The 19,762-nt window shown below is 71.4% G+C and carries 19 protein-coding genes and 2 tRNA genes; 5 read left to right on the top strand and 16 right to left on the bottom strand.

The window, feature by feature from the left end:
- Nucleotides 1-87: 87 nt before the first annotated feature.
- Together lipB and KIK05_RS35975 are read right to left on the bottom strand one after the other, a co-directional pair.
- Nucleotides 88-759, bottom strand: coding sequence for a lipoyl(octanoyl) transferase LipB (lipB, locus tag KIK05_RS35970; RefSeq protein ID WP_214415316.1), 672 nt, complete (start codon nucleotides 757-759; stop codon nucleotides 88-90).
- Between the two features lie 46 nt (nucleotides 760-805).
- Nucleotides 806-1,003, bottom strand: a complete 198-nt coding sequence (locus KIK05_RS35975; RefSeq protein WP_214415317.1) for a PspC domain-containing protein — start codon at nucleotides 1,001-1,003, stop codon at nucleotides 806-808.
- 157 nt (nucleotides 1,004-1,160) lie between these two features.
- Here KIK05_RS35975 and KIK05_RS35980 point away from each other — a divergent pair, with 157 nt between their 5' ends.
- Nucleotides 1,161-1,739 (top strand): LURP-one-related family protein, encoded by a 579-nt coding sequence (locus KIK05_RS35980; RefSeq protein ID WP_214415318.1) that lies wholly within the window; start codon nucleotides 1,161-1,163, stop codon nucleotides 1,737-1,739.
- A gap of 83 nt (nucleotides 1,740-1,822) precedes the next feature.
- Here KIK05_RS35980 and KIK05_RS35985 read toward each other — a convergent pair whose 3' ends face one another.
- The 5 genes from KIK05_RS35985 to KIK05_RS36005 all read right to left on the bottom strand — a co-directional run bounded on the left by KIK05_RS35985 (nucleotide 1,823) and on the right by KIK05_RS36005 (nucleotide 6,691).
- On the bottom strand, nucleotides 1,823-2,692 hold the full coding sequence (locus tag KIK05_RS35985; protein ID WP_214415319.1) for an aldehyde dehydrogenase family protein: 870 nt from the start codon (nucleotides 2,690-2,692) through the stop codon (nucleotides 1,823-1,825).
- Nucleotides 2,685-2,894 (bottom strand): hypothetical protein, encoded by a 210-nt coding sequence (locus tag KIK05_RS35990; protein WP_214415320.1) that lies wholly within the window; start codon nucleotides 2,892-2,894, stop codon nucleotides 2,685-2,687. Before KIK05_RS35990 ends, KIK05_RS35985 begins: the two co-directional genes overlap by 8 nt.
- Nucleotides 2,887-4,317: an aldehyde dehydrogenase family protein gene (locus KIK05_RS35995; protein ID WP_214415321.1), complete on the bottom strand. Its 1,431-nt coding sequence runs from the start codon at nucleotides 4,315-4,317 to the stop codon at nucleotides 2,887-2,889. Before KIK05_RS35995 ends, KIK05_RS35990 begins: the two co-directional genes overlap by 8 nt.
- A 10-nt stretch (nucleotides 4,318-4,327) precedes the next feature.
- Nucleotides 4,328-5,284, bottom strand: a complete 957-nt coding sequence (deoC, locus tag KIK05_RS36000; protein WP_372455639.1) for a deoxyribose-phosphate aldolase — start codon at nucleotides 5,282-5,284, stop codon at nucleotides 4,328-4,330.
- A gap of 180 nt (nucleotides 5,285-5,464) precedes the next feature.
- A complete protein-coding gene (locus KIK05_RS36005; protein WP_214415323.1) occupies nucleotides 5,465-6,691 on the bottom strand; it encodes a cytochrome P450 in 1,227 nt (408 codons plus the stop codon).
- 101 nt (nucleotides 6,692-6,792) lie between these two features.
- On the opposite strand from KIK05_RS36005, the gene KIK05_RS36010 reads away from it, so the two are divergent.
- The 3 genes from KIK05_RS36010 (at nucleotide 6,793) to KIK05_RS48425 (ending at nucleotide 10,920) form a co-directional block, all read left to right on the top strand.
- Complete coding sequence (locus KIK05_RS36010; protein WP_214415324.1) at nucleotides 6,793-7,449, top strand: TetR/AcrR family transcriptional regulator; 657 nt, start codon at nucleotides 6,793-6,795, stop codon at nucleotides 7,447-7,449.
- 182 nt (nucleotides 7,450-7,631) lie between these two features.
- Nucleotides 7,632-7,802 (top strand): hypothetical protein, encoded by a 171-nt coding sequence (locus KIK05_RS36015; protein WP_214415325.1) that lies wholly within the window; start codon nucleotides 7,632-7,634, stop codon nucleotides 7,800-7,802.
- Between the two features lie 241 nt (nucleotides 7,803-8,043).
- Complete coding sequence (locus tag KIK05_RS48425; protein WP_284681531.1) at nucleotides 8,044-10,920, top strand: ATP-binding protein; 2,877 nt, start codon at nucleotides 8,044-8,046, stop codon at nucleotides 10,918-10,920.
- Between the two features lie 19 nt (nucleotides 10,921-10,939).
- Here KIK05_RS48425 and KIK05_RS36025 read toward each other — a convergent pair whose 3' ends face one another.
- The 8 genes from KIK05_RS36025 to KIK05_RS36060 form a co-directional block, all read right to left on the bottom strand.
- Complete coding sequence (locus KIK05_RS36025; protein WP_214415327.1) at nucleotides 10,940-12,073, bottom strand: UDP-N-acetylmuramate dehydrogenase; 1,134 nt, start codon at nucleotides 12,071-12,073, stop codon at nucleotides 10,940-10,942.
- A gap of 83 nt (nucleotides 12,074-12,156) precedes the next feature.
- Entirely contained in the window at nucleotides 12,157-13,311 is a 1,155-nt protein-coding gene (locus KIK05_RS36030) for a glycosyltransferase family A protein (RefSeq protein WP_214415328.1), read from the bottom strand.
- 69 nt (nucleotides 13,312-13,380) lie between these two features.
- Nucleotides 13,381-13,809 carry a MaoC family dehydratase gene (locus tag KIK05_RS36035; protein WP_214415329.1) on the bottom strand — a complete coding sequence of 143 codons (429 nt, stop codon included), beginning with the start codon at nucleotides 13,807-13,809 and terminating at the stop codon, nucleotides 13,381-13,383.
- Nucleotides 13,810-13,812: 3 nt separating this feature from the next.
- Entirely contained in the window at nucleotides 13,813-14,262 is a 450-nt protein-coding gene (locus KIK05_RS36040; protein WP_214415330.1) for a MaoC family dehydratase N-terminal domain-containing protein, read from the bottom strand.
- A 291-nt stretch (nucleotides 14,263-14,553) separates the two neighbouring features.
- Complete coding sequence (gene rpmG / locus KIK05_RS36045) at nucleotides 14,554-14,718, bottom strand: 50S ribosomal protein L33 (RefSeq protein WP_114028158.1); 165 nt, start codon at nucleotides 14,716-14,718, stop codon at nucleotides 14,554-14,556.
- 79 nt (nucleotides 14,719-14,797) lie between these two features.
- A tRNA-Met gene (locus KIK05_RS36050) sits at nucleotides 14,798-14,871 on the bottom strand.
- A gap of 219 nt (nucleotides 14,872-15,090) precedes the next feature.
- A tRNA-Thr gene (locus KIK05_RS36055) sits at nucleotides 15,091-15,163 on the bottom strand.
- 131 nt (nucleotides 15,164-15,294) lie between these two features.
- Nucleotides 15,295-15,507 (bottom strand): transposase, encoded by a 213-nt coding sequence (locus KIK05_RS36060; RefSeq protein WP_214415331.1) that lies wholly within the window; start codon nucleotides 15,505-15,507, stop codon nucleotides 15,295-15,297.
- A 189-nt stretch (nucleotides 15,508-15,696) separates the two neighbouring features.
- Between KIK05_RS36060 and KIK05_RS36065 the strand changes: the two genes are divergently transcribed.
- On the top strand, nucleotides 15,697-16,347 hold the full coding sequence (locus KIK05_RS36065) for a hemerythrin domain-containing protein (RefSeq protein ID WP_214415332.1): 651 nt from the start codon (nucleotides 15,697-15,699) through the stop codon (nucleotides 16,345-16,347).
- On the opposite strand, the gene KIK05_RS36070 is transcribed toward KIK05_RS36065, so the two are convergent.
- Nucleotides 16,319-19,627 carry an ATP-binding protein gene (locus KIK05_RS36070; RefSeq protein WP_214415333.1) on the bottom strand — a complete coding sequence of 1,103 codons (3,309 nt, stop codon included), beginning with the start codon at nucleotides 19,625-19,627 and terminating at the stop codon, nucleotides 16,319-16,321. The genes KIK05_RS36065 and KIK05_RS36070 overlap by 29 nt on opposite strands.
- Nucleotides 19,628-19,762: the final 135 nt, after the last annotated feature.

A 19,762-nucleotide genomic window follows, 5' to 3' on the forward strand; every position in this document is an offset into this window, starting at 1 on the left:
AGGCGGCCGGCGCCGGGACCCGTTTCCCGCACATCGCCCTGAGTTGATCACCGATAGCAGCGGACGACGTACACCGCCTTACCAGGGCTATTCGGGCTCGTGCGGAGAACAGGCCTCGAAGCCCTCGGCGACCACCCGGCGGACCTGCTCCATCGACGGCGGATCGGCGAGCTCGCGGGCGAGCGAGGTCATGTCGACCTCGGGCATGCCGCACGGCACCGCGTAGTTCCACGGCGTGAGGTCGCCGTCGACGTTCAGCGCGAAACCGTGGCTGGTGACGCCGCGGCCGGCCCGCATGCCGATCGACACGATCTTGCGGCCGGTGTCGCGCGTCCAGACACCCGTGAGCAGCTCCGAGCCCGGCGGGGTCTCGCGGCGCTCCGCCGGGACGCCGAGCTTCTCCAGCGCCTCGACGAGCCGCAGCTCCACCTCGCGGACGTAGTCGACGACCCCCTCGTCCGGGCGGAGCTGGACGATGAGGTAGCCGACCAGCTGGCCGGGCCCGTGGTAGGTGAGCTGACCTCCCCGCCCCGTGGGGACGACGGGGATGCCATGCGAGGGATCGGGCAGGTGCTCGGCGGCGGTGCGCTTGCCGATCGTGAACACCTGCGGGTGGCTGAGCAGCCACAACGTGTCCGGCCGGTCACCACGCTGTCGCGCGGCGACCAGCTCGGTCATGCGCTCCATGGCCTCTTCGTACTCGACCAGGTCGTCCTGGATCAGGGCCAGGGGGCGCGGACGTACGGTTCGTTCGCTCACGCGTCCGAGCTTACGTCCTATGAATGGACGATTCGGGCGGCGCCCCTCACCACTGCCCGTAGCCCGCGCGCGCCGGAGCCTTCGGGATGAAGGCCCACATGATCAGGTAGATGATGAACTGCGGTCCAGGAAGGATGCAGGAAAGCAGGAACAGCAGGCGCACCATGGTGGGACGCCAGCCCCATTTCTCGGCGATGCCACCGCAGACGCCTGCAATGATCTTGTGTTCTCTCGACCGGAACATTCTGGCTCCTCCCCCGTTTTCGATTCACTCTGCCAACGAACGAATCCTCTTCCCGGTTCCGGGAAAGTCATTCACCGGCTTTAGAACCGTCACACGCGTGCGATGATCCGGAGCCGGAAGCCTTAAGGTGGCAACCCCTCGGACCGTGGAGAGAAAAGTGGACCTCCGGACCCTGCAGGCCCAGCACCGCCTGCTCGTTCGCCAGAAGATCACCATGATGGTGAACCGTTACGTCGTGCACCTGGAGCAGCCCGACGGGTCCGAAGGCCCGATGGTCGCCTTCGCCGAGCAGAAGCGCCTGGCCTTCAAGGAGCAGGTCACCCTCTACACCGACGAGTCGCGGCAGTTCGTCCTCGCCGGCTTCAAGGCGCGCAAGGTCATCGACCTGGCCAGCGGGTACGACGTGGTCGACCACACCGGGCAGCCGATCGGCTTCTTCAAGAAGGACTTCGCGGCGTCGCTGCTCCGCTCGACCTGGCACTTCCAGCAGCCGGGCATGCCCACCTTCACCGGGCAGGAGCGCAGCCTGCTGGTCAGCATCCTGCGGCGCTTCGTCGACTCGCTGTCCTGGCTGCCGTACCACTTCGACTTCGGCGCCGGCGCGCAGATCGCGTTCTCGGTCGACCGCAAGTGGGGCCTGCGCGACCGGTACGCCGTCGAGATCAACGACCCCCGCCTCGACCGGCGGGTGATCATCGCGATGGCCGTCGCCCTTGACGCCCTCCAGTCACGATGACCCGTTGATCGGGCACCCGATACCGGGTGCCCGATCTGCGCTTATTCGCCTCGCTACGCTCGGCGGCTCGGGGCGGTCGCGCGTCAGACGCCCAGCGGGTGCCAGACGGTCTTGGTCTCCAGGAAGGCCGTCATGCGGTCGGTCCCGGGGTCGGCGAGCCAGTCGGTCGTGCCGCGCGGGCGCAGCACCCGCTTGAGGTTCTCGGCGGCGTCGCGCTCGCACGCCACCGCCAGCTCCTCGGGGCAGCCGGTCAGGTCGATCGCGTTGACGTCCATGTGCGAGGCCAGCCACGGCGCGAGCTCGGCCACCCGGCCGGTGAGCAGGTTCACCACGCCGCCGGGCAGGTCGGAGGTGGCGAGCACCTCGCCCAGCGTGATCGCCGGCAGCGGCGCCCGCTCGGACGCCACCACCACGCAGGTGTTGCCCGTGACGATCACCGGGGCGATCACCGAGATCAGGCCGAGCAGCGGCCCCTCCTGCGGCGCCACGACGGCGACCACGCCGGTGGGCTCGGGGGTGGACAGGTTGAAGTACGGCCCGGCGACCGGGTTGGCCGCGCCCCGCACCGCACCGATCTTGTCGGACCAGCCCGCGTACCAGACCAGCCGGTCGACGGCGGCGTCCACCAGCTCGCCCGCCCGCCGCGCCGGCACCCCGTCGGCGTCGGCGATCTCGGCCGCGAACTGGGCCCGGCGGCCCTCCAGCATCTCGGCGATCCGATAGAGGATCTGCCCGCGGTTGTACGCCGTGGCGCCCGACCAGCCGGGGAACGCCTTACGGGCGGCCGTCACCGCGTCGCGGGCGTCCTTGCGGGAGGCCCGGGAGGCGTTGGCGAGGAACTCGCCCTTTGAGGAGGTCACGACATAGGACCTTCCGCTCTCCGACCGCGGGAACGCCCCGCCGATGTACAGCTTGTACGTCTTGCGTACGGCGAGCCTGCCCGGCTCAGTCATCGCCCCTCCAGGTCATCTCTTCCGGCGAGAGCCGCACCGGGGTGAAGACGTGACGGCAGCGGCTCACCCCGCAACGGTGGGCGAACCAGCCCTGACGGGCGGACGTGGCCGTACGGCCCGCCCGGGCGTGGGCGTGCCCGCGGGTGGTCTGGGAACGCCGGATCCGGCGCGGCCGGCGGCGGTGCTCGCAGTGGTCAGACATCGAGATACGCCTCCAGTCCATGCCGTCCGCCTTCGCGTCCGTAACCGGACTCCTTGTAGCCCCCGAAGGGCGAGGTGGGGTCGAAGCGGTTGAAGGTGTTGGCCCACACCACTCCGGCGCGGAGCTTGTCGGCCATCCACAGGATGCGCGACCCCTTCTCGGTCCACACGCCCGCCGACAGCCCGTACGGGGTGTTGTTGGCCTTCTCGACGGCCTCGGCCGGGGTGCGGAAGGTCAGCACCGACAGCACCGGCCCGAAGATCTCCTCACGGGCGATGCGGTGCGACTGGGCCACGCCGGTGAACACCGTCGGCGGGAACCAGTAGCCCCTGTCGGGGATCGGGCAGGACGGCGACCAGCGCTCGGCGCCCTCCTGCTCGCCCGCCTCGCTCAGCTCCCTGATCTTGGCGAGCTGAGCGGCGGAGTTGATCGCGCCGATGTCGGTGTTCTTGTCGAGCGGGTCGCCCAGCCGCAGGGTGGACAGCCGCCGCTTCAGCGCCGCGAGCAGCTCGTCGGCGATCGACTCCTGCACCAGTAGCCGCGAGCCGGCGCAGCACACGTGGCCCTGGTTGAAGAAAATGCCGTTCACGATGCCCTCGACGGCCTGGTCGAGCGCGGCGTCGTCGAAGACGATGTTGGCGGCCTTGCCGCCGAGCTCCAGCGTGAGCTTCTTGCCGGTGCCGGCGACCGAACGGGCGATCAGGCGGCCGACCTCGGTGGAACCGGTGAAGGCCACCTTGTTCACGTCGGGGTGGTTCACCAGCGCCTGGCCGGTGGCCCCGGCCCCGGTCACGATGTTCACCACGCCGGGAGGCAGGTCGGCCTGCCGGCAGATCTCGGCGAACGCCAGCGCGGTCAGCGGCGTGGTCTCGGCGGGCTTGAGCACGACGGTGTTGCCGCAGGCCAGCGCAGGGGCGATCTTCCACGCCAGCATGAGCAGCGGGAAGTTCCACGGGATGACCTGGGCGGCCACGCCGAGCGGCTTCGGAGCGGGACCGAACCCGGCGTAGCCGAGCTTGTCGGCCCAACCGGCGTAGTAGAAGAAGTGCGCCGCCACCAGAGGCAGGTCGACGTCACGTGATTCCCGGATCGGCTTGCCGTTGTCGAGCGACTCCAGCACGGCCAGCTCGCGGGCACGCTCCTGGATGATGCGGGCGATCCGGAAAAGGTACTTGGCGCGCTCGCGGCCGGGCAGCTGGGCCCAGACCGACTCGTACGCCTTGCGCGCCGCCGAGACCGCGCGGTCGACGTCGGCGTCGGAGGCGACGGCGAACTCGGCGAGGACCTCTTCGGTGGCCGGGTTGACGGTCTTGTCCCGCTCGTCGCCCAGCGGGTCGACCCACTCGCCGTTGACGAACAGGCCGTAGGAGGGGCGTATGTCGACGATGTCGCGCGACTCGGGCGCGGGTGCGTATTCGAACATGGCGGCCGCCTCAGTCGAGGGTGAAGTAGTCGGGACCGGCGTAACGTCCGGTGGCGAGCTTCTGGCGCTGCATCAGCAGGTCGTTGAGCAGGCTGGAGGCGCCCAGGCGGAACCAGTCGGGGTCGAGCCAGTCGGCCCCCGCGGTCTCGTTCACCAGCACCAGGTACTTGATGGCGTCCTTGGTCGTGCGGATGCCGCCCGCGGGCTTCACGCCCACCATGCGGCCGGTCTGGGCGCGGAAGTCGCGCACGGCCTCCAGCATCACCAGCGTGACGGGCAGGGTGGCGGCCGGGGAGACCTTGCCGGTCGAGGTCTTGATGAAGTCGGCCCCGGCCAGCATCGCCAGCCAGGAGGCCCGCCGCACGTTGTCGTACGTCGTCAGCTCGCCGGTCTCCAGGATCACCTTCAGGTGGGCGTCGTGCGCGTCGCCGTCACGGGCGCAGGCGGCCTTGATCGCGGCGATCTCCTCGAACACCTTCAGGTAGTCGCCCGACAGGAACGCGCCGCGGTCGATCACCATGTCGATCTCGTCGGCGCCCGCCGACACCGCCAGCGCGGTGTCCTGCGCCTTCACCTCGACGGAGGACCTGCCGCTGGGGAAGGCGGTCGCGACGGAGGCGACCTTCACTCCCGAGCCGCCCAGCGCCTCGACCGCGACCGCGACCAGGTCGGGGTACACGCAGACGGCGGCGACCTTGGGGACGGAGGGGTCGGCGGGGTCCGGGTGGGCGGCCTTGGCGCACATGGCGCGCACCTTGCCGGCGGTGTCGGCGCCCTCCAGGGTCGTCAGGTCGACCATGGAGATCGCCAGGTCGATCGCCCGGGCCTTGGCGGTCGTCTTGATCGATCGGGTGCCCAGCATCGCGGCGCGCTGGTCGGCACCAACGCGGTCGACCCCGGGCAGGCCGTGGAGAAATGCCCGAAGGGTCGCGTTCGATGACGCGATCCCCGCAGGCGAAGTCGTCAGTGTTGACACCACCCCAGCATCGCCGACCGGCCTGATTGTTCCAAACCGAGGCATCAGCCGAGGTGGCGCCTGATATTTCAGCAAATGTCGCCGTGAGCCACCCACCTTGCCCTTTACGGCGGGCCGGTGGCTCACGGCGACCTCTCCCGGCGGCTTACGCCGCCAGAGAAACCCGGCGGATCACCACGCCACCGGGAGCGACTCCACGCCGTACACCACGGAGTACGCCCGGAACGGGACCTCCTCCAGCGGGACGGCCAGACGCAGCCCCGGGAAGCGGCGCAGCAGGGCGGGGAAGGCGGTGCGCATCTCCATGCGGGCCAGCGGCGCGCCGAGACAGTGGTGGATGCCGTGCCCGAACGCGATGTGCGGACCGGCGTCCCGGCCGAGGTCGAAGCGGTCGAGATCGTCGCCCAGGGCCGGATCGCGGTTGGCGGAGGGCAGCGAGCAGAGGATCACCTCGCCTGCCTTGATGAGCTGGCCGGACAGGACGACGTCCTCCTTGGCGACCCGGGGGAGGACCGTGTGGACGATCGACAGGTAACGCAGCAGCTCCTCCACGGCCTCCTCGACCTGGTCGCCGTCGCGCACCATGGCCAGCTCACGGGGGTTCTGCAGCAGCAGGAGCGTGCCGAGGCCGAGCATGTTCGAGGTGGTCTCGTGCCCGGCGAGCAGCAGCAGGTCGGCGATGCCGGTGAGTTCGTCGTCCGCCAGCTCGTCGCCGTGCTCGCGCACCAGCATGCCGATCATGTCGTCGCCGGGCTTCTTACGCTGCTCGGCGACCAGCCCGGCCATGTAGGCCAGGGACTCCTCGCCCGCCTGCAGGCGGGTCTCGATGGGAAGAAGGACGTTCAGCCGGTCGTTGCTGCGCCGCTGGAACTCGTCCCGGTCGGCGTAGGGGACGCCGAGCAGCTCGCAGATGACCAGCGAGGGGATGGGCAGGGCGAACGACTTCACCAGGTCGGCGGGCGGCCCGGCGTCCTCCATCGCCTGAAGGTGTTCGGCGACGATGGCCTCGATGCGGGGCTGGAGCCGGCGCATGCGCCGCATCGTGAACTCGCCGGTGAGCATGCGGCGCAGCCGGGTGTGGTCGGGCGGGTCGTAACCGAGCAGCATCCCGGCGCCGGGACGGCCCGGCTGCGGGCGGCCCTCCGCGGGACCGCTCTCCGTTTCTAATCCCGACCGGACGCCCGCCGGGGCGAACGGGGGACGCACCCGGTTGCTGAACCGTGCGGTGTCGCCCAGCACCTCACGGACGTCGGAGTACCTCGTCACCAGCCAGGCGTCCGTGCCGAACGCGGTCCTGGTGCGGGTGACCGGCTCCTCGGCGCGTAGGCGGGCCAGCTCGGGCACGGGATCGAACCGATTTCTCATGATGTGGGGCGGGGCGAACGGAGTCTCGGTCATCGTTCGTTGTTCCTTCCGTGGGGACGGCTGCGCCCTGAGGGGGCTCCAGCGCTGAAGGCCACTAAAGTGATAGTACGCTATCACCTGTTACCATGGCTCAGATGAGCAGCACCCCTCGACGCCCCCTCCGGGCCGACGCGGCGAGAAACGCCGAACGGCTCGTGCGCGCGGCGCGGGCGGCGTTCGCCGAGGCCGGTGTCAGTGTCTCGCTGGAGGAGGTCGCCCGGCGGGCAGGGGTGGGGGTGGCCACCCTCTACCGGCGCTTCCCGACCAAGGAGGACCTCGTCCAGGCCGTGCTGCTGTCGTCCTACGACGAACGGGTCGAGCCCGCGATCGCCCAGGCCCTCACCGACGACGACCCCTGGCGGGGCATGGTGCGCGTGCTGGAGGCCGTCCTCGCCATGGCGGCGGAGGAGCACCACGTCATCAAGGCGACCCATGACCCTTCGGTGCTCAAGGGCCTCCAGGCGCGGTTCTTCGTCGCGCTCGCCACCGTTGTCGAGCGCGCGCAGCGGGCGGGGCGCGTCCGTGCCGACCTGTGCACGGACGACCTCCCTCGGCTGTTCCTCATGCTGGTGAGCACGATGTGGTTCGGGGAACGCGCCGCCGACGTGTGGCGGCGCTACCTGGCGCTCCTACTGGACGCCCTGCGGCCCGAGGCGGCCCATCCGCTGCCGGCCCCTTCCTTCCCGGTGGGTTCGCTCACCCACCGCGATCCCTGCCACGCGCGACCGGAAACCCTCTCCGACCAGCGATGACGTCCCGCCGCCCGGCCCGCCTCAGACGGGCTCGAGCGGCGTCTAAGGCGTCCTGAGCGGGGCCTAGGCGGTCCTAAGACGAAGGTGGCCCGTGAGATAAGGCATCCGCCCGATGTGAGGAGGGGGGCCTTAGGGCGAGTCTTGAGGTGTCAGAAAAAGACGACCTTCAAGGAGATGCCGAAATGGCTCCCGAGCTTCACTACCAGCTCATCGTCAACCGGGTATCCGAGCTCCACCACGAGGCGGAGGCCCACCGCCGGGCCAACGAGGCGGCGGCGAGCCGCAAGGCCGCCAAGAACGGCGGCCCGCAGCGGCGGGTGCGCGCGGTCTTCGGCAAGCTGCGCACCTCGTGACCCCGCAGGTCACCGCTCAGCGGGCCGCCCGCCTCGGCGGCGGACGCGCTCACACGGAGCGGACGCCCGTTCGTGTCGCCGCCCAGGATCACGCCGGGCGCGAGAAACCCTGGACGACGAAGCCCGGCCGGAGCCTCCCTCCCGGCCGGGCAACCGAACCCCCTTAATCCATTTCACCTAGGGATAAACAGGGCCGTACCACGTCATAGGTCGTGACATGCTTGCAGACATGGTGGGTCGGATGGTGAGTCCCGTATTCGTGGGACGCGAAGCCGAACTGGGAACACTGTCCGAGGCATTCGAAGAGGCACGCAAGCAGGCCGCGTCGGCGGTCCTCATCGGCGGCGAGGCGGGCGGCGGCAAGACGCGCCTGGTGACCCGCTTCGCCGAACAGGCCGCGTCGGCCGGCGCGCACGTGCTCATGGGCGGATGCGTCGAGCTGTCCACCGAAGGCCTCGCCTACGCCCCGTTCACCGCGGCCCTGCGCCAGCTCGTCAAGGAGATGGGCGCCCCCGACGTGGCCGCCCTGCTGCCCGAGGGCGGCGACCGCGACCTCGCCAGGCTGCTGCCCGAGTTCGGCGAGCCGAGCGGCGACAAGGAGACCGAGACCGGCCGGGCCCGCCTGTTCGAGCAGTTCCTCACGCTGCTGGAGCGCCTCGCCGAGCGGCGCCCGGTGATCCTCGTGATCGAGGACATCCATTGGGCCGACCGCTCCAGCCGCGACCTGATCGCCTTCCTCAGCCGTAACCTCAAGGACGCCCCCGTCCTGCTGGTCATGACGTACCGCTCCGACGAACTGCACCGCCAGCACCCGCTCCGGCCGGTGCTCGCCGAGCTCGGCCGGGTCGAGGGCGTCGCACGGATCGACCTGCCCCGCCTCACCGAGGAGGAGGTGGCGGCGCAGATGGCCGGGATACGTGGGGACGTCCCCGAATGGTCGCTGGTGAAGAGCGTCTACCGGCGCAGCGAAGGCATCCCCCTTTTCGTCGAGGCCCTGATGGAGTGCGGGGACGCCTGCAGCCTCCCCGAGTCGCTCCAGGACCTGATCATCGCCTCGGTCGAGCGGCTCCCCGAGGAGACCCAGCGCGTCCTGCGCATCGCGGCGGCCGGCGGCAACCGCGTCGGGCACGAACTCCTCGCCGCGGTCACCGACCTGTCCGACCTGGACCTGGAGGCCGCCCTGCGGCCCGCCATCGCCGGCAACGTCATCCAGGTCGCCGACGGACGGGCGTACGCCTTCCGGCACTCCCTGATCCGCGAGGCCGTGCACGACGAGATGCTGCCCGGCGAGCACAACCGCATCCACGCCCGGTTCGCCGAGGAGATCGACCGCGACCGCAGGCTCGTGCCGCCCGGGCGGGCGGCCATCGAGATCGCGCACCACTGGTACTCCGCGCGGGACAACCTCTGGGCGCTCGTCTCCGCCTGGGAGGCGGCGGGCAAGGCGCACGCCGCCTTCGCCTACACCGAGCAGATCCAGCTGCTCGAACGGGTGCTCTCCCTCTGGGACCGGGTCCCGGACGCCGCCGAACGCATCGGCGTGTCCCACACCACCCTCCTGGAACTCGCCTCCGAGGCCGCCGCGATCACCGGTGAGCCCGACCGCGGCCTGAAGTACGTCAAGGGCGCCCTGGCCGAACTGGACGAGGCCGCCGAGCCGGAGCGCGTCGCCAACCTGCTCGTCCGCCGGAGCCAATTCAAGATCGACAAGGGGCGGTCGGACGCCGCCGACCACCTGAGGTACGCCGAGCGGCTGGTCCGGACACCGAGCGCCGCCCGCGTCCGGGTCCTGTCCAGGCTCGGCTCGTACCTCATGTTCACCCACGAGACGCAGGAAGGCGCCGCGCTCACCCGGGAGGCGCTCGGCATCGCCCGCGACCTCGGCGACGAGTGCCTGGAAGCCGAGTTGCTGACCAACCTCGCGCTCGGGCAGTCGCTGGACGGCGACCTGGAGGCGGCGCTCCTCACCAACCAGCGCGCCATCGAGATCGGCGAGCGCCTCGAATCACCCCGCATCGTGCTCCGCGCCCTGGCCAACAACGTCGACGCCCTGAACAACCTCGGCCGCTCCGAAGAGGCCGTCGAACTCGCCCTGCGCGGCGAGGCCAAGGCGCGCAAGTACGGCCGGTACCGCGTCTCGGGCGCGTTCATCGCCAACAACCGGGCCGAGGCCCTGGAGGCCCTCGGCCGCTGGGACGAGGCCGTCGAGATCATCGAGCGCGCCCTCACCATGGATCCGCTCCCGCGCACCCGCGGCTACCTGCTGCGTGTACGTGCGGACATCGCCGCCGGGCGCGGCGAGATCGACCTCCTGGCGGCCGTCCTCGCCGACATCGGCGGCATGCACGGCCAGCCGGACGAGTTCGCGCAGCGGTGGATGACCAACCTTCGCCTGAACGTCGAGCTGCACCTGCTGCGCGGGAATCCCGTCGAGGCGCTCCGCGCGGCCGAGCAACTGCTGTCGTCGCGCACCCCGCACTCCAGCAAGCCGATGCTGGGCTGGCGCAGCATGGCACTGATCCGCCTGGTGCACCAGGCGGCCGAATCCATCGCACCCGAGCTCTCCCGGCAGACGTGGGCCAAGGTGCAGGAGATGGTGGAGAGCCTGCCCGCCAAGGGGGCCGTCGCCGAGGCGTACCGGCTGATGTGCCGCGGCCGGTTCGACGAGGCGGCCGCCGCCTGGGAACGGCTCGGACGGCCGCACACCCGCGCCGTCTCCCTCACCGAAGCCGCCGCCGAGGCCGCGCAGTCGGGCGACCGGGACGGGGCGGCGTCCCGGCTGCGGGAGGCCTACCCCCTCGCCGCGGGGCTCGGCGCCAGGCCGCTGCTCACCACGATCGAGTCACTGGCCCGCCGCGTCGGAGCCGTCCTCACCGAGAGCCCCAAGGAGCCCGCGGGCGCTCTGAACGGCCACGTCACCGCGGCCGAGCTCACGCCGCGCGAGCTGGAAGTGCTCCGCCTGGTCGCCCTCGGCCGTTCGAACCGGGACATCGCCACCGAACTGTTCATCTCGGCCAAGACGGTGAGCGTGCACGTCTCCAACATCCTCGCCAAACTCCGCGTCTCCACCCGCGGCGAAGCCGCCGCCACCGCCCACCGCCTCTCCCTCCTCACCTGACCCAGGCCCCCCTTCAGGGTCAGAGGGTGAGGCCGACCAGGACCGGCTCGTTGACGAGGGTCACGCCGAACTTGGCCTCCACGCCCTCCTTGACCTCTCTGGCCAGGGCCATCAGCTCGGACGCCGTGGCCGCGCCGTCGGGCGGCGACGCCCAGCCCTGCTCGGCGGACCCGAAGCCCGGAGCCTCGGGGTCGGTCGGGAAGCCGGTGACGTGGAGCCCGCCCGGGTTGGTCAGGGCGAGGGTGTGCTTGGTGGAGATGCGCGCCGGGCCGCGGCGGTATCCCTTGGGGAAGCCCGCGTGCTCGATGAGCCACGCCGCCGGCACCTTCACCGCGCCGCCCGGCATGTCCCACCGGGGGAACCCGGGAGCCCGGAGCTCCAGCTCGGCGGCCTGCTCCTCGCCCAGGACGGGATTGGTGAAGAACGACCCCGCGCTGCACGTGTCGGGGTCGGACGCGTCGAGCACCATGCCCTTGCCCCGGCGCAGGTCGAGCACGGCCCTGCGCGCCTCGTGCAGGCCGACCCGCTCGCCGATCTCCACACCGAGCTTCGCCGCCAGCTCCTTGTAGGCGACGGGCCCGGACCGATCGGACTTCTCCAGGGCGTACGTCACCGACAGCACCACGTAACGCGCGAGATCGGCCTTGAAGGCGCTGTGCCGGTAGGCGAAACCGCACTGCTCGGCGGAAAGGTCGAGCACCTCCCCCGCCCGCCGGTCGTACACCCGGACCCCGGTGACGGTCTGCGAGACGTCCTGCCCGTACGCCCCGACGTTCTGGATGGGCGTGGACCCCACGGAACCGGGAATGCCGGACAGGCACTCGATGCCTGACCAGCCCTCGGCCACCGCCCGGGCCACCAGGGCGTCCCAGTCCTCCCCCGCCCGAGCGGTCACCACGGCGCGGTTCCCGTCGTCGCGCACGTCGACCCCGCGCGAGGAGACCCGGATCACCAGGCCGTCGAAGCCGTCGTCGGAGATCACGAGGTTGCTCCCGCCGCCGAGCAGCAGCACCGGCTCGCCGGCCCGGTCGGCCTCGGTCACCAGGTCGACGATCTCCTCGTCCGTCCCGGCCTCGACGAAGGCACGGGCGGCCCCGCCCACCCTCAACGTGGTGTACGGCGCGAGCCGTACCCCTGCCACACGCTCAGCCATGCACCTTCCCCAGCCACGTACCGACGGGCGCCCGCGGCCGGGCACACCGCCCAACAGCCTAAACCGCTCCGCGAAGCCGCGGATCAGCGGTGGGCGCCGGAGCGGAGCAGGCCGAGGACGCGCTCGTACGTGCGGCGGGACTCCCTGTCGCGGTAGCCGGGGTCGACGTCGTGGTAGCCGCGGTGCCGTTCCTGGTGGACGGGAAGCCCGACGTCGGGCACGACGACCTTGCCGGGCAGCGTGAGCGAGAACTCCAGGTCGGCGTTGCGGTAGTACCGCGCCTTCTCCGGGAACCCGCCCACGCGCAGCGCCGCCTCGCGGCGGACGGCGAGGAGGTACCCCAGCAGGCCCCGCACCTCGCCAGGCCCGGCCTCGTGCCAGTCGCGGCCGTCCTCGTCCGGCTCGACGCCCTTCCATCCGGCGGCCACCACGTCGCCGGTGAGAGCGGCGGCCAGCGGCGTGATCGCGTCGCCGTCGAGGACGGTCGAGGTCTCCATGACGACGTGCACGTCAGCGGAGTCCAGTTCGAGTAGTTTGTTGCGGCTCGCGCCCCACCCGGCCGTGCCGCCCCGCCAGTGCGGCGTCTCGGCGACGTGCCAGGCCTCGACGCGCTCGGGGTGCCGCTGCGCCAGCTCGTGCAGGACCACACCCGCGCCGTCGACATCGCCCAGGTCGAGCGCCATGATCTTGGCGTCGGTGTGCGTGATCAACGCGTCGAGGCACTTGCGCAGGTCGGCCGGGTGGCCGTCGACGAGCAGGGCGACCGTCACGACCGTCGAGGCGACCTCGTCGTGGCTCTGGGCGGTCGCGGCGGCGCTGATCGCCTCGTCCAGTCGGGACGCCGACAGAGTGGAGTCCCACAGCACCTGTGCGGCGACGATGTTCTCGGTGCCCGTCTCGGCCTCGGTGTCCTCGCCGAGCCCCGGAGTCTTCGCCGCGCCCCCGGCCGCCAGCCTCCGGCCTCCGGGGTGCCGCGCCTGGACCGCCTCGGCGGCGGCCTCAGGTTTTCCGCGGTCGTCCGTGGAGGCCCCGCCCGACGCCGGGATGGCGGCGACCGTGGGCCAGACCTTGAACGGCGGCTTCGGAACCAGCTGGAACCCCTCGACTGCGTCGTGGACCAGCCAGCCCGCGCCCTCTATCTCCTGCCTGAGCACGTCGGCCGTGTCGAAGTCGTGTTCGGCCCTGGCCTTGGCCCGTTGCTCGGCGAGTCCGTATACGTGGTTCGGTGGCTCGTTCACGCTCGCCCATTACCCAGCTCGGGCCGAAGCATTCGCGCCCGCCGGTCAAGGACGGCCGTATGCGAACCCTCAGGCCAGGCGCACGGTGGCGCGGGCCCGGGAGAGCACCCGGGCGTCCCCCGACCTGGCCGTGAGCGAGAGGACCACCCGGTTGTCGTCGAGCTTCTCCTGCACGACGCCGCTCACGGTGATCACCGCGCCCTCGTCGTTGTCGGGGACGACCACCATGGAGGAGAACCGGACGCCGAAGTCGACGACCGCGCCCGGGTCGCCCGCCCAGTCGGTCACGAAGCGGCCGGCCTCGGCCATGGTGTACATGCCGTGCGCGATGACGTCGGGCAGGCCGACGGCCTTGGCGTACCGCTCGTTCCAGTGGATGGGGTTGAAGTCGCCCGAGGCGCCGGCGTACATCACGAGGTCGACGCGGTGGACGGGGTAGTCGACGGCCGGGATCTCCTGCCCGACCTCGACCTCGTCGTACTTCACGGTCGCGGTCATCGGTTACGCCGCCCCTCCGCGCTCGATGATGATGTTGTAGGTCCTGCAGACCGGCTCGCCCGCGAGGGTCGTCACCTCGCTGGTGACCGTGAGCAGCTCGTTGCGGCCGACGCTGCGGATCTCGCTGATCGTCGAGGTGCACAGCAGCTCGTCGCCGGCGTAGATCGGGCGGGTGTACTCGAAACGCTGCTCGCCGTGGACCACCATCGAGAAGTCGAGGTTGAGCTCGGGGTCGGCGAGCGCCTCGCCGGCGCCGGAGAGGCTGAACACGATGGGGAAGGTCGGCGGGGCGACGACGTCGGGGTGCCCGGCGGCCCTGGCGGCCTCCCGGTCGCGGTAGATCGGGTTGTGGTCACCGATCGCGGCCGCGAACTCCTTGATCTTGACGCGGCTCACCTCGTACGGGGTGGACGACGGATACGTCCGCCCCACGAAATCACGGTTCAAAGCCATCGTGCCGGTGCCCTTTCGCGACGCGGGAGCTGATGAGCCGACGGTAACAGAACAACATTCGGCAGTGCTGCGGGGCCCGCCGACGCAGGGCCCCGGACGCGACAAACCGGCGCTCTCTCCAGGAGAACGCCGGTGGTGTCGATGCCAGGTTTGCGGTACCGCGAGGCGATGGCGGATGCGCGCCCGAGGACGTACCCCCCGCACGCCGGGCGCCTGCCCTCAGCACGTCGCGGCGGCCCGGCCCCGATCACTCGGCGGCGGTCGGCCGGCGCGAGCGGTGCCTGCTCAGCGTCAGCGCGTCTCGCGGTGGGGACGGTGGCACTTGCAGTTGGGGCAGTACTTCTTCAGCTCAAGCCGGTCCGGGTCGTTGCGCCGGTTCTTCCGCGTGATGTAGTTGCGGTGCTTGCACTCCTGGCAGGCCAGCGTGATCTTCGGCCTAACGTCGGTGGCAGCCACGTGGGAGTGCCTTTCTACGTTTGGGACACATGGACAACCCGAACCCGGCCCTCCTTGTGGGGAGGACCCGGCAGGGTAGTAGCGGAGGCCGGACTTGAACCGGCGACACAGCGATTATGAGCCGCTTGCTCTGCCTGACTGAGCTACTCCGCCTCGGGGGCCGGCGAACTCGACCGGCCTCGAAAGGATACCCGACCTGTCGGACGATCGCGCATGCCCGTTCGCATGCCCGATCGGGACCAGGTGCTCCAAGTATGCCTGACCGCTGGGCCCTCGCACTTCCCCTATTTCAGGCGGACCATTGAGCATCGGATATCCACCCAAGCGAAAAGCCCCACCTCGGAATCCCGAGAGAGGGCGTTCACGCTTTCGAGCCCCTTTACGGAATCGAACCGTAGACCTTCTCCTTACCATGGAGACGCTCTGCCGACTGAGCTAAAGGGGCCTGCCCTGGCAGTGGCTCCCGGTCTCCCGGTCGCCCCCTGCGGACAGGTGTAACCATACACGGACCACGCGACCGATGCGAATCAGAACTCCCGGGCAGGTCCCACCCTGGCGGGGGCCTCCGGCGGCCCTCTAACGCACCGCCTCCTGACGCCGGCGCGCCATGCCGAAGGGAAGCGTCACCACCTCGCACAGGTCCGCGAGGTCCACGAAGCGGCGCAGCTCCTCGACGCTGAAGCAGTCGGCGACGACCTCGCCGTACCGCCGGAGACGGAGCACCTGCCGCCCGCCGTTCGTCGCGGCCGTGATCTCGTAACCGTCCGGCCCCACCCACCGCGTCTCCATAGCCGCCCAGAGTATTCCTAATCACCACCTGTTTCAGAAGGGACTCCGATCCCATATCCATCAGGTATCCCGGCACGTCACCGGCCTCCCGCAGGCCTCGGCGGACCCTAAGTCGCCCGCAAGAAAGCGACAAGTACCCCCTCGGATGCTGGCAGCGACACGTCTCGGACCCACCGCAAGGAGCACACGATGACCAGCACTCCGGACACCCTGGGGTTCCGTATCGCTCACCGGGCCATGCGAGGGGACACCCGGCGCCTCGCGGCCGTGACGGCGGAGATCGCCGCCGGACGGCAGACCTGCGACCGGACGAGGGCCGCGGCCATCTCCGACTTCGTGGCCAAGCTCTGCGCGAGCGTCCACCACCACCACACCGTGGAGGACGAGGTGCTCTGGCCGCTCCTGGAGCGCTCGGCGGGTGCGGCGGTCGACCTCTCCGACCTGTCCGACGACCACTCCGAGCTCGTCCCCCTGCTGGAGGAGGCCCGCCGGGCCGCCCACGCCTTCGCCACCGGCCCCTCGCCGGCCGGACGGCTCGCCACCGTGCTCGCTACCCTCGCCGACCTCCTCGACGAGCACATCCAGGAGGAGGAACGGACGATCTTCCCGATCATCCGGACGTACGTCTCCGCCGCCGACTGGCGGATGGTCGAGAACGAGGCCCGCAAGGGCGGGAACATCGCCTTCGAGCTGCCGCGCATCGGCGAGTACGCCCGGCCCGAGGAGATGGCTCAGCTGCGCGAACTCGCCGGCCCGGTGCTCTCCCTCATGCTGGCGCTCACGCGGGGCCCCCACCGGCGCCGCCGTCGCCTCATCTTCGGGCCGCTCGCGGAGGTCTGAGCCGCCCGAGGGCCTGCCGTGCCCGCTCGGCCCAGTGCGGGGAACCCACCTGCTCGGCCACCTGGACGGCCTGCTCGAAGTGACCGGCCGCGACGTCGGCACGGCCGAGGAGCAGCGCGATGTCGCCGAGGATGTGCGCGACCGGTCCGACCGTGACCGAACCGCAGTGCAGCCCGCCCAGCTCGCCCCGCCATGGCAGGAGCTCCTCGTAGCACCGCTCCGCGATCCGGTGGTCGCCCAGCGCCACCGCGGTCTCGCCGCGCAGCGACATCATGCCGAGCCAGGTGTAGTCGCGCGGCACCTCCGACTCCGGATGCCAGACGGCGCGGGCCTCCTCCAGCCGCCCGGCCGCCACCAGGGCTCTGGCGAAGAACTCGGTGAAGATGTCCCCCAGCCGCGCGTGCAGTTCCCGCATCTCGGAGAGCATCTCCCCGCCGTCGCCCCGGGCGAGGCCGATGATGAACCGGCCGACGATCCTCTGGAGGTGCGCGTTCAACCCGCCGGCCGCCTCCATCCGGCTCACGACCTCGGCGTGCCTGCGCCACGACTCCTCGAAGTCGCCACGGATCATGAAGGCGAGCGCGTCGAAGATGGCCAGGATGCTCAGGGCCAGGCCGAACTGGCCGCTGGTGGAGTACTCCACCGCGCGGTCCGCATGGTGCCTGGCGGTCTCCAGGTCGTTGTGCCCGAGGGCCACCATGAAGAGCGAGTGGTGCGCCTGCGTCTGGTAGGCCAGCAGCCCGTGCCGGGCTCCGACGTCGAGCAGTTCCCGGCCGTTCTCCTCCAACTCCTCCCGGTGCGCGGGGTGGAGCAGGCTGAAGGAGCGGGCGTTGAGCGCCCGGCACAGCAGTTCCGGGTCGTCGAGGCGGCGGGCGATCTCCAGCGCCTCGACGCCGGCCGCCTCCGCCCGCCGGAGGTCGTGCCCCTCCACCTCGAAGGTCAGGGTCACGAGCAGCCGGCACCGCATCGAGCCCTCGGCGCCGGCGAGCGCCTCCTCGATGGCAGCGACCAGGCCGGCGTTCATGATGCGGTTCGGCTGGATCGTCCAGGTGACCGGCGCGTCGTACGCGGTGAGGGCCCGGGCGACGGCCTCGCGGTCCCCCGTGCGCCGGGCCTCGGCCAGCGCCTCGGCCCTGGCGTCCAGCGCGCCGAGCACGTCGCCGGCGTGGGCACGGGCCGAGACGAGCCTGCACAGCAGGTCCAGGCGCCGCGGGTCACGCTCGTCCGCCAGCAGGTCGAGGGCCCCCTGGAGCAGGCGCGCGGCCTCCGCGTGCGCGTGCAGGCCCGCGGCGCGCCTGGCCGCCGCGGCCGCGTACTCCACCGCGCGCCCCACCGTACGGGTCGTGGCGGCCGCGAGGGCGTGGTGCCCGAGGGCGGCCACGTCGGCCGGGCAGACGCGCTCCAGCGCCGTGAGGACGCGCCCGTGCAGGCGGGCCCGGCGGATCTTCGGGGTGTCCTCGTACAACGTCTCCTGGACCAGCACGTGGGCGAAGCGGACGTGGCCGGGGCGAGGCTCGGCGAGCAGCCCGGTCAGCACCCCGGCCTCCAGCCCGGCGAGGACGGTCTCCTCGTCGGCGGCGTCGTGCATCGCGAGGAGCACTTCCACGTCGACGTCCCTGCCGACGATGGCGGCGTCGCGCAGGACGGTCTGGGCCGTACCGGGCAGCCTGGCCACCCTGCGGCGGATCAGGTCCCGCACTCCGGGAGGCAGGGCGTGGACGGCCGCGGAGCCGTCGGTGGCCAGCAGCCGCGCGGTCTCGCAGACGAACAGAGGATTGCCGCCCGTGCGCTCGGTCACGACGCGCGCCGTCGCGGCGTCGACCCGTAGGCCGGAACGGTCCAGGAGGAGGCGCGCCACCTCGGCCTCGTCCAGGCCCGGCAGGTCGAGGTGGGCGGCGGTGCGGGCCGCCAGGGCCGCCCGGGTCGCCGTCAGATCGGCCTCGGCCTCGGCGGGACGGTAGGACGCCACGACGAGCACCGGCGTGGCGGGGACGGCGAGGTACCTCAGTAGGTGCAGCGTCTCACCGTCGGCCCGGTGCACGTCCTCCAGGACGACCAGCAGCGGAGCCGACGCGGCCACGCCGGTGAGGTACTCGGCCAGGGCGCGGGCGAGCAGGAACTGCGCGGACGTCGCGCCGTCGTCGGTCAGCAGCGGCGCGAGCCGTGCCGCCAGGTCGTGCGAGGGCGGGCGGTGCGCGACGAGGCCGCGGAGGACCTCACTCCAGGCCCAGCCGGGAGGAGCACCGCCGCCGGTCTCAGGGCAGCGGCCGTAGGCGACCAGCAGGCCCTCCCGCTCGGCCAGCGCGGCGAGGGCGTCGAGCAGGGTGCTCTTGCCGGACCCGGCGTCGCCCGCCACCCAGACCATCCGGAAGCCGTCCGCGGGCCGCCGGACGACCTCCTCCAGCCGCCCGAGCTCCGCCGCGCGGCCGACCATCTCGGGCTCCCGCCGCACGTCGGGGACGGCCGGTCGCGGCTCCGGAGGGGGAGGCCAGGGGTCCGGTGCGGCCGACCTGCGATCCAGGGAGGCCGCCTGGACGAGGATGTCGGCCTCCAGCTCCCGCAGGGCGGGACCGGGGTCCAGCCCGAGCTCCTCCGCCAGATGCCGCCGGGCCTTGCGCAGCACGGTGAGGGCGTCACCCTGCCTGCCCGAGCGGTACAGGGCGAGGGCGAGCAACCGGACGGCGTTCTCCCTCAGCGGGTGCGCCCGTACGTGGTTCTCCAGGTCGGGTACGGCCTCCACGTGGCGTCCCAGCCCGAGGTGCGCCTCGGCCCGGTACTCCAGGGCGGCCAGGCGCAGCTCCTCCAGCCTGGCCACCTCGGGCGCCGCCCACTCCTCCTCGGCGAACTCGCCGTAGGGCCGGTCCCCGAAGAGGGCGAGGGCCTGGTCGATCAGCGCGGCGGCCTCGGCGTACGCGCCGGAGACGAGGCCGGCGGCGCCGGCCTCGAGCATCCGGGGGAACCGCCAGACGTCGACGTCGTCGGGGCCCAGTTGAAGCCTGTATCCGGGAGGGGCGCTGACCAGCACCGACGCCGGTGTTCTCGGACGCCTGTCCGGTTCGAGGGCACGGCGGAGGTTGGAGACGTACACCTGGAGCGCGGCGAGCGCCTTGGGCGGCGGCTGGCCCTGCCAGAGGTCGTCGATGAACCGGTCGGTGGAGACGACGCGGCCGCCCTCGGCGACCAGGCGCGCCAGTACGGCGCGCTGCCGGGCGGTCCCGAGATCGACGTCCGTGCCGCCGACACTCGCGCGCAGGGTACCGAGAACCGATATCCGGACCATGCCGCAAGCATTATGTCGCCGGAATCCGGTTCCACCTATTACTGGCTGATATCGGGCTCATAACCGGTCTCAGGAAGTCGTCCACCGAGACTCTTGTCCTCTTGTTCAACAATATTTACCGTTGAGGGGACTCAC

Source organism: Sphaerisporangium fuscum (genome assembly GCF_018531465.1).
In the GTDB taxonomy this organism is placed as follows: domain Bacteria; phylum Actinomycetota; class Actinomycetes; order Streptosporangiales; family Streptosporangiaceae; genus Sphaerisporangium; species Sphaerisporangium fuscum.